Source organism: Brevundimonas sp. R86498 (assembly GCF_044598075.1).
GTDB lineage: Bacteria > Pseudomonadota > Alphaproteobacteria > Caulobacterales > Caulobacteraceae > Brevundimonas.
Window position 1 is genome coordinate 3,314,387 of the sequence record NZ_CP139004.1, and the last position, 12,235, is coordinate 3,326,621.

13 protein-coding genes are annotated in these 12,235 nt (G+C 69.6%); 5 read left to right on the forward strand and 8 right to left on the reverse strand.

From position 1 onward, the window contains the following. Window positions 1-3: 3 nt before the first annotated feature. From SJY26_RS16400 to SJY26_RS16410, 3 genes are all read right to left on the reverse strand, one after another. Window positions 4-996: a chlorophyllide a reductase iron protein subunit X gene (locus SJY26_RS16400; RefSeq protein ID WP_396594042.1), complete on the reverse strand. Its 993-nt coding sequence runs from the start codon at window positions 994-996 to the stop codon at window positions 4-6. Next, on the reverse strand, window positions 993-1,916 hold the full coding sequence (bchC, locus tag SJY26_RS16405; RefSeq protein ID WP_396594043.1) for a chlorophyll synthesis pathway protein BchC: 924 nt from the start codon (window positions 1,914-1,916) through the stop codon (window positions 993-995). Before bchC ends, SJY26_RS16400 begins: the two co-directional genes overlap by 4 nt. 129 nt (window positions 1,917-2,045) lie before the next feature. After that, window positions 2,046-3,146, reverse strand: coding sequence for a methyltransferase (locus SJY26_RS16410; RefSeq protein ID WP_396594044.1), 1,101 nt, complete (start codon window positions 3,144-3,146; stop codon window positions 2,046-2,048). 210 nt (window positions 3,147-3,356) lie between these two features. Here SJY26_RS16410 and crtD point away from each other — a divergent pair, with 210 nt between their 5' ends. After that, the gene (gene crtD / locus SJY26_RS16415; protein ID WP_396594045.1) at window positions 3,357-4,856 is read left to right on the forward strand and encodes a 1-hydroxycarotenoid 3,4-desaturase CrtD; all 1,500 of its coding nucleotides are present in this window, start codon (window positions 3,357-3,359) and stop codon (window positions 4,854-4,856) included. 35 nt (window positions 4,857-4,891) lie between these two features. Beyond that, window positions 4,892-5,770, forward strand: a complete 879-nt coding sequence (locus SJY26_RS16420) for a hydratase (RefSeq protein ID WP_396594046.1) — start codon at window positions 4,892-4,894, stop codon at window positions 5,768-5,770. 113 nt (window positions 5,771-5,883) lie between these two features. Here SJY26_RS16420 and bchO read toward each other — a convergent pair whose 3' ends face one another. Further along, on the reverse strand, window positions 5,884-6,777 hold the full coding sequence (gene bchO / locus SJY26_RS16425) for an alpha/beta fold hydrolase BchO (protein WP_396594047.1): 894 nt from the start codon (window positions 6,775-6,777) through the stop codon (window positions 5,884-5,886). An 83-nt stretch (window positions 6,778-6,860) separates the two neighbouring features. Here bchO and SJY26_RS16430 point away from each other — a divergent pair, with 83 nt between their 5' ends. Further along, window positions 6,861-7,031 (forward strand): hypothetical protein, encoded by a 171-nt coding sequence (locus SJY26_RS16430; protein ID WP_396594048.1) that lies wholly within the window; start codon window positions 6,861-6,863, stop codon window positions 7,029-7,031. Window positions 7,032-7,044: 13 nt separating this feature from the next. Here SJY26_RS16430 and SJY26_RS16435 read toward each other — a convergent pair whose 3' ends face one another. From SJY26_RS16435 to SJY26_RS16445, 3 genes are read right to left on the reverse strand one after another with little or no spacing between them, the layout of a single operon-like run. After that, window positions 7,045-8,817, reverse strand: a complete 1,773-nt coding sequence (locus SJY26_RS16435; RefSeq protein ID WP_396594049.1) for a magnesium chelatase subunit D — start codon at window positions 8,815-8,817, stop codon at window positions 7,045-7,047. Next, a complete protein-coding gene (locus SJY26_RS16440) occupies window positions 8,814-9,623 on the reverse strand; it encodes an ATP-binding protein (RefSeq protein ID WP_396595793.1) in 810 nt (269 codons plus the stop codon). Before SJY26_RS16440 ends, SJY26_RS16435 begins: the two co-directional genes overlap by 4 nt. Continuing rightward, entirely contained in the window at window positions 9,547-9,825 is a 279-nt protein-coding gene (locus SJY26_RS16445; protein ID WP_396594050.1) for an ATP-binding protein, read from the reverse strand. The genes SJY26_RS16440 and SJY26_RS16445 overlap by 77 nt, the downstream gene beginning before the upstream one ends. A 151-nt stretch (window positions 9,826-9,976) precedes the next feature. Between SJY26_RS16445 and SJY26_RS16450 the strand changes: the two genes are divergently transcribed. Both SJY26_RS16450 and SJY26_RS16455 read left to right on the forward strand, forming a co-directional pair. Further along, window positions 9,977-11,269 carry a DUF3422 family protein gene (locus SJY26_RS16450; protein WP_396594051.1) on the forward strand — a complete coding sequence of 431 codons (1,293 nt, stop codon included), beginning with the start codon at window positions 9,977-9,979 and terminating at the stop codon, window positions 11,267-11,269. A gap of 118 nt (window positions 11,270-11,387) precedes the next feature. Beyond that, window positions 11,388-11,918: a c-type cytochrome gene (locus SJY26_RS16455; protein ID WP_396594052.1), complete on the forward strand. Its 531-nt coding sequence runs from the start codon at window positions 11,388-11,390 to the stop codon at window positions 11,916-11,918. A gap of 55 nt (window positions 11,919-11,973) precedes the next feature. Here SJY26_RS16455 and SJY26_RS16460 read toward each other — a convergent pair whose 3' ends face one another. Beyond that, a complete protein-coding gene (locus SJY26_RS16460; RefSeq protein ID WP_396594053.1) occupies window positions 11,974-12,234 on the reverse strand; it encodes a hypothetical protein in 261 nt (86 codons plus the stop codon). Window position 12,235: the final 1 nt, after the last annotated feature.

Consider the following 12,235-nt stretch of genomic DNA (forward strand, 5'->3'; position numbering starts at 1 on the left):
CGGTCAGACCGCCTCGTCGTAGATGACTTCGAGCGAGGCCTTCGGCACATAGGATGCGCCGCGCATGTCGCTCTGGGTGGCGGGGATCAGGCTGACCGCGCCGCCGGTCTGTTCCGGGCTGAACAGGCCCAGCAGCCCGTCCTGGGTCAGGGGTTTGGGGTGCTGCGGCAGGCTGTCGGTCACGGCCTGGGCCAAGCCGGCGAACAGGCCGCCCCACTCGCTGTCGGCCGTGCCGATGATCTGGTAGTTGGCGGACTTCCGGCGGATGTCCTCATTGGCCGGGATCGAGGCCAGGACGGGAATGCCGACGGCGTCAGCGAAGGCGGCGGCCTCCCCCGTCCCATCATCCTTGTTGATGATCATGCCGGCCACGCCGACGTTGCCGCCCAGCCGGCGGAAATATTCGACCGCCGAACAGACATTGTTGGCGACGTACAGCGACTGCAGGTCGTTGGAGCCGACGACGATGACCTTCTGGCACATGTCCCGGGCGATCGGCAGGCCGAAGCCGCCGCAGACCACGTCGCCGAGGAAGTCGAGCAGGACGTAGTCGAAGCCCCAGTCGTGGAAGCCCAGCTTCTCCAGCAGTTCGAAGCCGTGGATGATGCCGCGTCCGCCGCAGCCGCGCCCGACCTCGGGCCCGCCCAGTTCCATGGCGAAGACGCCGTCGCGCTGGAAACAGACGTCCTCAATCTTCACTTCCTCGCCGGTCAGCTTCTTGGCCGCCGAGGTCTGGATGATGGTGGGGCAGGACTTGCCGCCGAACAGCAGGGAGGTGGTGTCGGACTTGGGATCGCAGCCGATCAGCAGGACCCGCTTGCCCTGCTGGGCCATCATGTAGCTGAGGTTCGACAGGGCGAAGGACTTGCCCGAGCCGCCCTTGCCGTAGATGGCGATGATCTGGGTTTCCTTGGTGACCTCGCCCGTGTGGACGGGATCCGGCTCCTGTTTCGCCTCTTCGCGCAGGGCCTTGTGGGAAATCAGGGTGATGGTCATGCGCAATTCCTCCAGTCGAGGATCATCTTGAGACAGGCGGCATCGCCGAAGGCGACGGGATAGGCGTCGTTCGCCTCGGTCGCCGCCATGCGGTGGGTGATCAGACCGTCCAGGCTGAGCGCGCCTGACTCGATCAGGGCGGTGACGCCGGCGACGTCTTCAGGCTTGAACTCGGCGGCGATGCGGAACCGCGCCTCCTTCATGAAGGCCATGGGGAAGGCGAAGGAGAGCCGCGCCTCGTAGAAGCCGGCCAGAACGATCTCGCCGCTGCGCGCCAGCCGCGCGACCAGGAAGTCCATCAGGTCCTCGGCCCCCGAGGCGTCGTAGATGGAGCGATAGTCGCGGCGGTCGTCGGCATCGGGATGGATGGCCACGCCGTGGCGACGGCTGACGTTCGTCTCCCAGACCGTGGGACGCGCACCGCCCATGGCCTCGGTGATGCGCAGAAGCAGACGACCGAGCGTGCCGTAGCCGACGATCAGGTCGGGAGCCGTGCCGCCGACGATGGCGTGATAGGCGGTGGCGGCCAGCGACAGCAACACGCCCTGATCCTCCAGCCCGTCGGGCAGGGTGACTGTGCGGGACTGCGGCGTGATCAAGGTCCGGGCCGCGCCGCCAAACAGGCCGCGGGCGTCGATGAAGTGGGACGAGCCGGGCACAAAGACCTGCTCGCCGATGCGGTCGCGGGCGTTCTCTCCGGCGTCGACAATCTGGCCGACCGACTCGTAGCCGGGCACCAGCGGATAGCCGAGCCCGGGGAAATGCGGCATGCGGCCGTCCCACAGCAGCCGTTCGGTGCCGGTCGAGATTCCACTCCAGTCCACCGCGACGACCACGTCGTCGGGAACGGCCGGCTTCAGGTCGAGCCGGCGGAGCGCCAGGTGGCGAGGCTCCTCCAATACGACAGCCAGAGTGTTCATCGGGTCGCCTTTGGAGGATCTGCCCCCATAGGCACCCTCCCAGACTGTCAGCTTAGATTGACAGTTTTGGTTGTCAAATCCTGATTACACTTTGGACAGTTCCATGCGGTGGACAGTCTCGCGAGCCTGTCAGACGCGGGCGACGACGAGGCTGGAAATCATCGGCATGGCCGTAGCTCTAAGGCCTGCCCGGGCGAATCCTGCCTCGCGGCACAGGGCGATGATTTCCGCGGCAGGCCGGGGGCGTCCGGACCCCATGGCCAGCAGGTACAGGCCGAAATAGGCATCCCCCACCCGCTCGGCTCCACGCACCTGTGCCATAGGCTCACCGATGAGGAGCGTCCCGCCCGGCGGCAGGGCGGCGCGCACGGCCTTGAGAATCGCGAGTGCCGGTCCGTCATCGTGATCGTGCAGGATGCGGATCAGGCTGATCACGTCGGCACCGGTGGGCAGGGGATCGGCAAAGAAGCTGCCGCCGACCGCATCCAGTGAAATCGCCTCGGCCGCAAAGGCTGCGCGCGCCCGGTCGGCGACGGCGGGCAGGTCGAAGAGGGCCAGCTCCAGCCGGGGCGCGCGGGCGGCGACGGCCCGAAGAAAAGTCCCCTGCCCGCCCCCGACATCCATCAACCGGCGATGGCGGCCGACCGGATATGCATCCAGCACCTGGGCCGCGACCATGGCCTGGGAGGTCGACATCAATCCTGAATAGGCCGCTGCAGCGACCGGATCCGGGGCCTCCCCCCCGGCATAGGGCCAGTAACCGGCCAGCGCCCCCCCGCCGCCGCCCCGGCGCAGCAGTGCCATCGGATCCTCGAGATCGGCATAGAGCAGGGCGTGATGGGTGATCATCGCCGTCACCCCGGGAGCCCCCAGCAGGGCGGCACCCTCCACACCCAAGGCGAACCGGTCGTTCGGGCAGGCCTCGGCCAGCTTCAGCGCAGCCGCGGCGCGCACGAGCCGCAGGGTCGCGGCCTGATCCAGTTGAACCGTGCGGGACAGCTGGATGAGGTCGCACGGCCCGGCCGCGAGCCTCTCAAGCAGGCCTGACGTCACGCAGGCATAGGCGATCTGGGAATAGATGAAGCCGGCCGACAGATCGAACAGGGCCTGGGCCCGGCGTCGGGCGATCGGCCGGGTCAGGGGAAAGCGCGCGGCCCAGCGCTGAAAGCCGGAATTGCCTATCAGCCGGTTGCGCCAGTCGCGGAAGCGGTCATGCAAGGTCTGGGGCATCCGTCCTCGATCCTCCCCCATCGGGGGAGGGGGACCGCGAAGCGGTGGAGGGGGCCAACCGCGCACGCCGGAGTCTGAAGCGGGCCCCCTCCGTCACGGCGCGAAGGCGCGCCGTGCCACCTCCCCCGACGGGGGAGGATAAATCCCTTGTGTCAATCACGTTGGACACCTTTAGTGTCATGTCAACAGGACACAGGAGGCGCGCGGCCGATGCGGCGCGAGACGGTCGTCATTGTCGGGGCGGGAATCGGTGGGCTCAGCGCCGCCGTGGACCTGTGTCGGCAAGGGCTGGACGTCACCGTCCTCGAACAAGCCCCGACCCCCGGCGGCAAGCTGGCCGAGGCCCGCGTCGGAGAGGTCTCGATCGACTCGGGACCGACCGTCTTCACAATGAAATGGGTCTTCGACGATCTGTTCGAGGCGGCCGGCGAAACCCTGTCCGACCATCTGACGGTCGTGCGTAGCGAAACCCTGGCCCGGCACAGCTGGCCGGATGGCTCGACCTTTGACCTGTTCGCGGATCTCGATCGTTCGGCCGAGGCTGTCGGCGATCTGGCGGGCGCAGGCGAGGCCCGGCGGTTCCGCGCCTTCTCGGCCCGGGCCGCCCGTATCTACCGGGTGCTGGAGCAACCCTTTATCCGCAAGGCGAAGCCGAACATCCTGGGCCTGACGCTGGATATCGGCCTTCACCGGCCGGTCGATCAGTGGAGCATCATGCCCTATCGCTCGATGTGGTCGGAGCTGGGATCCTATTTCCGCGATCCGCGGCTGCGACAGCTGTTCGGCCGCTACGCGACCTACGCCGGTTGTTCACCGTTCCGCGCCCCGGCCACCCTGATGCTGGTCGCCCATGTCGAGCAGCAGGGCGTCTGGCTGGTCGAGGGCGGGATGCAGCGAATCCCCGAGGCCCTCGCCGGGCTGGCGCGCCGGGCGGGAGCCACGATCCGCTACGGCGAGACCGTAACGCAGGTGATCAAGGGCACCGGTCGGGTCGCCGGCGTTGCGCTGGCGTCGGGGGAGCGGATCGAGGCCGACCGGGTGATCCTGAACGCCGACCCGGGCGCGCTGGCAGCAGGGTGCTTCGGGCCCGAGGCCGCACTGGCGGTGGACCCGGCGCCGCGAAAGGCCCGGTCCCTCTCTGCCCTGACCCTGGCCTTCACCGGGACCACGGACGCGCCGCTGGTCCGGCACAACCTGTTCTTCTCGCCCGACTATGTCACCGAGTTCGGGGCACTTCACGCCGGGCGCATGCCCGTGGCCCCGACTGTCTATGTCTGCGCCCAGGACCGGGCGGACAGCGGAGGGCAGCCCCTCTGCGACGGGCCGGAGCGCTATTTCACCATCATCAACGCGCCGCCCGATGGCGACGTCCACACCTGGTCCCGAGAGGAGATCGACACATGTCGGACACGCACCTTGGACGCCTTGCGACGCTGCGGAGTCCGGATCGACCCCTCGCCGTCGCCGATGGCGATCACGACGCCCGACGGCTTCGAGAAGCGCTTTCCGGCGACGGGTGGGGCGCTCTACGGCCGGGCGGGGCACGGGTGGGACGGCGCGTTCCGGCGGCCCGGAGCCCGTACGCGGATGCCCGGGCTCTACCTCTGCGGGGGAGCGACGCACCCTGGGGCCGGCGTACCGATGGCGGCGCTGTCGGGGCGCTCTGCGGCCTCGGCCGTTCTGGCGGACCGCGCTTCGACCAGGCGGTAGCGCCGGGCGGCTATGCCTGGTGGTATGTCGACGCGATGAGCGCGGACGGGCGCAACGGCCTGACCATCATCGCCTTCGTCGGCAGTGTCTTCTCGCCCTGGTACGGCTGGTCGGGGCGGGGGCGGCCGGAAAATCACTGCGCCCTGAACGTCGCCTTCTACGGGCCCGGCTGCGACCGCTGGACCATGACCGAGCGCGGCGAGGGCCAGGTCGAGCGGGACGCGGCGAACCTGCGCATCGGGCCCAGCGCCCTGTCGTGGGACGGCGATGACCTGATCATCCGCATCGACGAGATCACGGCGCCGGTCCCGCCGATGCCGATGCTGCCGAAGCGGCTGAAGGGGACCGTGCGGGTCTCCCCCACCGCCATCAATGCCGAGTCCTTTGCCATCGACGGAGCCGGCCGGCATGTGTGGCGTCCCATCGCCCCGCGCGCCCGCATCGCCGTGACCCTGGACGAACCGGCCCTGTCGTGGACCGGCGAGGGCTATCTGGACACCAACGCCGGGGTCGAGCCGCTGGAGGACGCCTTTGCGGTCTGGGACTGGTCGCGCGCGCACCTGAAGCAGGACAGCGCGGTCCTCTATGATCTGAAGAAGCGGGACGGGTCGGCGCTGTCGCTGGCCCTGCGGTTCGACCGCCACGGCCGGCCCGAGCCGGTCGAGCCGCCGGCGCATGCCGCCCTGCCGAAAACCGTCTGGCGGATGGAGCGGCATACGCGCTCCGATGCCGACCGGCCGGTCGAGGTCGTCCACACCTGGGAGGACACGCCCTTCTATTCACGCTCGGCGATCCGCACCCATCTGTTCGGTGAGCCCTGCGAGGCCATTCACGAGAGCCTGTCGCTGGGGCGGCTCAGGTCACCCTTCGTGCGGGGGATGCTGCCCTTCCGCATGCCGCGCGCGCTCAGCTGAGGCAGCCCGATCGCGGGCCTGCGACCGCCGCAGGGACCACAGCTCCCACACGGCCCAGCCGAGGACGCCGCCAAAGACGAGGCCCAGTTCGATGAAGAAGATCGTCTGACCGGTCATGCCGGTGCGCCCGTCGCTGGTGCGGCATGCGCGACGTCACTGATCACTGCCGAAACCAGATCGGGGCGTTCCTCGTGAGCGAGGTGGCCAAGCCCCGGCAGGGTGACAATCCGCGCGGCCGCCAGGGATAGCCGCACCTCGGTGGCGACCGACGGCGGCACGGCGGTGTCGCGGTCGCCGACCACCAGGGTCAGTCCCGCCTTCAGCTGCGGCAGGGATCGCCGCAAGGCCCGCAGATCCCAGCTGCCCATCATGCCCAGCGTCCCTGCGACATGGCCGGGCTTGCGAAGCAGCCGCGCGTAGAGATCAATGCCGGTCTCGTCGATGGACGAGCCGGTACCCCGGATCATGCGTGCCACGCGGGACCGGTCGCGGGCGGCGGCGGCAAACATGCGCACCGCCAGAGGATTGACGAACAGCCCCATGGCCAGCCCCTGGAACAGGGGGGCCACGGCCCCGGCGAACGGCTGGAGCGCGCCGTTGATCGCCACGATCGCTGCGCCTGCGGATCGTCCATCCAGAGCCATCTGCAGGGCAATGGCCGCCCCGGCCGAATGGCCCACCACCAGCGCCGGTCTGAGCTCCAGCGCCGCCATCAGGGACGCGGTTCGCCGCGCCATGGCCGGCAGGGACAGGGAGTGCCCGGAAGGCATGGCCGTAAAACCGTGGCCGGGCAGGTCAGGTGCCACCACCGTGAACTGTTCCGCAAGCAGGGGCATCACGCCGCGCCAGCTGTGCGTCGCCGCGCCCGCGCCGTGCAGCAACAGGACCACGGGCCCCGTGCCCGAGACCTGCACATGCCAACGCAGATCATCGACCGTGATGAACCGGCTGGTAGCCCGGTTGGGCCAGTCCCGGCCCTCGATCTCCCAGTCCGGACGGTCGCTCACACCTTCGCCTTACGGAACGCCGGTCCCTGCCGGGTCATTGCTGCCTCAGACTTCACACTCCGGCCCGAAGGAGGCCTTTCCCCATGGATACCAACGACCTGATCCCGACCCTGGCCCTGGCGACCCTGATCATCGCGGTGCTTGCAGCGGTCATCGGCTATATGCTGTTCAAGCGGAAACCGGCCAACCAGCACCCGATGGACCAGTCTCGCGACGACGGCATCGCCACGGTCAGGACCAAAGAGCCCCGCTAGCGGCCGCGACATGTCAGCGGGTCCCATCAAGCGCGCGGACCACGTCGCGCACCCGCTCTGCCTCGACAAAGGGCAGGGCCGCGAACCGGCCGCCCATGGCCTCCGCCAGTTTCGCCCCGTCCCCACGCGGACGGGGCGAGATGTCGATCAGGGCGGCCGACAGCCCCGCCGCCCTGATCCGGCGACAGGCGTTCAGTGCATCCTGCTCGGCCCGGGTTCGGAAGGCCGCTCCGTCGAGGGCGATGTTGCCCCGGCCATCGGTCATGATCACCAAAAGGGGCGTGCGGCCTTTGGAGCGTTCCGCCACGCCCAGCGCCGCCGCCGCCTCGAGGGCTGAGGCCAGGGGCGTGGCTCCCCCGCCGGCCAGCTCCGCCAGTTCCCGCCGGGCCCGCGCCAGCGATCGGGTGGGCGGCAACAGCAGCTGTGCTGTCTCGCCCCGGAAGGCGATCAGGGCCACCTGGGTGCGCCGCACATAGGCCTCGGCCAGAAGCAGTTCGACCGCTCCCTTTGTCTCGGCCAGCCGCTGCAGGGCCGCCGATCCCGACGCGTCGACGACAAAGATGACTGTCGATTCGGAGCGCTGCTCGAACCGGCGGATGCGGAAGTCGTCGCGGCGCACGCGGAGCGGACCGCGATCCGGACCGGGGTTCGCCCCGCGCAGCCTCTGCCAGGGTGCAGCGGTCTTCAGCGTCTCGACCAGATCCAGCCCCGAGGCCCCGTCCGGCTTGCCCGGCCGCGTGCCGATGCGTCGACCGCGTTTCGCCGTCGGCAGTCTTGCGCCCGCCGCCCCGGCCCGCGACGGAGCCGACCGGGAGACTGATCCGCCAACGACCCACATGGCCTCCAGCCCGGCTGGCAGGGCCGAACGGGTCGCCTCCAGCAACAGATCGTCGAGTGCCCCCTGCCCCTCGCCCGGGCCCGCGTCGGTGTCCGTGTCTGACCCGGTATCGGCTTCATCCGCGTCCGGCCGATCCGCTTCGGCTTCGGCGCTGTCCGGCTCGGCGGGGGGAGCCGGCATCCGGGTCGCGCGCGGTGCGAGCACCAGCCGGGCGGCGGTGGCGAGGTCGCTCTCGTCGATCACCTCGCGCCCTTCCAGCGCGGCGAGGGCGGCGGCGACCCGCAGCGCCAGCCGGGGCGCGCGCAGCGACCAGACGCCCAGGGCGTCGGCGGCTGAGCAGATGGCATGGATCGCGGCCTCGTCCGGTGGTGCCATCCGGGTCAGTGCGCCCTGGGCCTCGGCGATGTCGGCCGGCGTGGCGCTGATCGGTTCGGCATCGCGATGACCGACCCCGTCCAGCTCGATATGGAAGGCGAGCCGCTGCAGCAGGGCTTCGGGGGGCCGTTCGTCCTCCAGACCCTCGTCGAGCGCGATCAGGACGAACCGGGTCTCCAGCCGTTCAGCCATGCCGTCGCGTTCGATGCGGACGGCCCCCTCCTCCAGCGTCCCCGCCAGCTGCGCAGCCACGCCGCTGTCCAGCCGCTCGGCCATCGGCGCAATCAGCACGCCGCCGTCCGCCTCGGCCAGCAGACCCTTCTGCAGCACCCGGCGACCCGCCCCCAGGGCGGCGGCCAGATCCAGCCCGCCCAGCAGGCGATCATCGCCGACCCCGGGCGGCAGCCGCCGCCAGGGCGCGCCCTCGGGCAGAAGGGCGCGCAGGCCAGACAGCCAGGCGTCGCGGACCGGCCCCGGACCGGCCCGGAGCGTCGCCCCGCCCAGACCGGGATCGATCGCCAGCAGGGCCGCCGCCAGGATCGCGTCGGCCCAGACGTCCCGGGCCCCGGTCATGCGGCCAGCAGTTCGTCCATGGCGCGTTCGATCCGCGTGGTGGAGGCCTGTTCGTCCAGCGGCCCGCGGCGCAGGCGATGACGCAGGGCCATGGGGGCAATGCGACGCAAATCGCCTTCGGTGACCGCAGCCCGGCCTTCCAGCGCCGCGAGCGCGCGCGAGGCCCGCAGCAGGGTCAGTTCCCCACGCAGGCCATCCGCCCCCACCGCCATGCACAGACGCGACCCCGCCTCCAGCATGGCGTCGGGCACGGTGATGCCGGACAGGGCGGTCTGGGCGGCGGCGACCTTGCGGCGGACAGCGGCGTCCTTGTTTTTCCACGCCTTCGAGAAGCCGGCCGGGTCGCGGTCGAAGGCGTCCCGGCGTTTCACCACCTCGACCCGGTCGGCCAGGGTCTCGGGCGTGCGGACCTCGACGGACAGGCCGAACCGGTCCAGCAGCTGGGGCCGCAATTCGCCCTCTTCCGGGTTTCCGCTGCCGACGAGAACGAACCGGGCCGGATGGCGGACGCTGAGCCCTTCACGCTCGACCACGTTCTCGCCCGACTGGGCGACATCCAGCAGCAGGTCGACCAGATGGTCCTCCAGCAGATTGACCTCATCAATATACAGAAAGCCCCGGTTGGCGCGGGCCAGAAGGCCGGGCTCGAAGGCCTTTTCGCCCAGGGTCAGGGCCCGCTCGAGGTCCAGCGCCCCGACGACACGATCCTCGGTCGCGCCGAGCGGCAGGTCAACGACGGCGGCCGGGGTGTGGCCGACGCCGGTATGGTGGCAGAACTCCTTCGCAGGCCTCGCTCGGCCGGTCAGGTTCGCAGTTGAAGCGGCAGCCCGAGATTACGGACAGCGGCGGCAGCAGGGCCGCCAGCCCCCGGACCGCCGTGGTCTTGCCCGAGCCGCGATCCCCGAACACCATGACCCCGCCCAGCGTGCGGTCCACGGCGGCCAGCAGCAGGGCCAGTTTCATGTCCGTCTGACCGACGATGGCCGAAAAAGGAAAGACAAGGCGCATCAAAAGTGTCCAATCCGTTGGACACGACGGTTTCATGCATGGACCCGGCGGTCAACGCGTCGCGGCGTGAAGGAACGTCGACATTTGAATGCGCCGGCGAGTCGGGACTATCGTGGGCGGAGACGCGGGGTCGTCTTTCGGAGGGTGCGCCATGACGACCACGAAAGCCGAGACCAACCGTGGGTGGCGGTTTCACCCCCAGCGCGACACCCTGATTGCCGAGGCCCACGCCCGGCCGTTCACCCCCCTGACCGCGCCGGCGCTCATTACCCGGATCGCCACGCTGTCCGGACAGGATGGCGAGGATGCGGATCGTCGCCACATGGCCGCCCTGTGCCGCCGGGTCGGGCAGCCCGAGCCCGGGCCCGGGTCCCGCTGGTGCGCGTTGGACGCCGGCGCGTGGCGGGTCCGGTGGGAGCGGCACACGGAACTGTCCACCTGGACCTTTTTCCGCACCCCGGTCGGTTCGACGCCCTTTGTCGAGACGGCTCTGGATCTGGCCCCGGAGGACTGGCTGTCCGACCTGCCCGGGGCCGTGCTGGTCGCGACCCGGCTGGAGGTCTGGTCCGAGGTCGATGAAAAGTCAGCTGCCGCCCTGTTCGGGCTGGAAGTGGTCGGATCACGCCTCGCCGACGGGGCGGCGATCGCCCTGACGGATTTCCGGCCGGATGGGCAGGGGATGACGCGTTATCTGATGCTGACCCATGCCGGAGATGCCGCCCTGACGGGACGGATGGTTCAGTCGCTGCTGGAGATCGAGACCTACCGGCTGATGGCGCTGCTGGCCTTTCCGGTGGCTGGCGAGACTGGCAAGGCGTTGAGCGGGATCGAATCGACGGCGGCAGACCTCGCGCACCAGCTGGCCGAGGCAGCCGATCCGGAGGCCGACCGGCTGTTGCTGGACCGGCTGGCCGCCCTGGCCGGTGAGACCGAGGCCCTGATCGGCCGCACAAGCTTTCGCTTCGACGCCGCGGCCGCCTATCACGGGATCGTCCGGGAGCGGATCGATATGCTGCGTGAGCAGCATATCGAGGGTCTGCTGACGCTGGGCGAGTTCATGCAGCGCCGGCTGGATCCCGCCATGCGCACCTGTGACACCATCGCGGAGCGACAGCGGGCCACGATCGGCCGGATCGCCCGCATGGCCCAGATGCTCAACACCCGGGTCGAGGTGGCAGCGGAGGCCACGAGTGCCGCCCTGCTGGCATCGATGGACAAGCGCGCGGGGGCGTCGCTGAAGCTGCAGCAAACGGTCGAGGGTCTGTCGACCGTGGCCATCGCCTATTATGCCGTGGGCCTGCTGGGCTTCCCGCTAAAGGCGCTCGAAAAGCTCATCCATCGCTTCGACGCCACAGTGGCCGCTGGAGTAATCGCACCGGTTGTCGTCTTGCTGGTCTGGTGGTGGTTGCGATCATTTCGCAAGAAGCTGGTCGGTCCGCACTAGATGTCTCGCATGCGTCGCCTTGACCCATGCGCACTGGAACCTCGCCTGTCCAATGCGGTTGACAGTATTCGGTCCGGGACTAAGGTCCCGATAACAGACATCCTGGGAGGCTGCTCGTATGCGTAAATTTGGTATCGTCGGTGCGGTTGCCAGCTCGGCGCTTCTGGCCCTCGCGGCCTGCTCGGGCGGCGGCGAGGACGCAGCCCCTGCTGCGGAAGCCCCCGCGGCTGCTCCGGCGGAGCCGGCCCCGGCCGCTGAACCCGCCCCTGCCCCGGTCGCCCCTGCTGCGGCACCTGCCGATGCGGCCGCCGCCGGCGGTGCGACGCTCCAGGTCGCAGGCCTCACGGGCGACGCAACGGCCGGCCAACGCATCTTCGCCCAGTGCCGCACCTGCCACGCTATCGAGGAAGGCGTGAATCGCGTCGGTCCGTCCCTGCACGGCGTTGTCGGCCGCGAGTCCGGCACGGTTCCGGGCTACAATTATTCGACGGCAAATCTGAACAGCGATGCAGTCTGGGATGAGGCCACCCTGTTCACCTATCTCGAAAACCCCCGCGGCTTTATGCCCGGCACCAAGATGGCGTTCGTGGGTCTGAAGAATCCGCAGCAGCGGGCTGACGTGATCGCCTATCTCAAGGCCAACGGCTGAGTTCGGCAATCGTCTGAAAATCAGGGCCCCGGCGTTCGCGCCGGGGCCTTTTTTTCTATGGGGCCGGGCGATTCAGACGACGGCGCAGATCCAGCAGGTGCAGCGGGAAGGATGCCGCCAGCGCCAGCGCGATCCAGGGCCAGTCTGCCCCGACCATGGCCGCGCGCGCCGCCAGCAGGATGCAGACGCCGGGGCCAAAGACCAGAAGCAGGGCGTAAGGTGTCATCCGGCGCGTCGCCAGCAGCCAACCCGCCTCCAGCGCCATGATGAGCAGGATCAGATCGACCGCATGACCGCTGGTGAAGAAGCCGCTCATG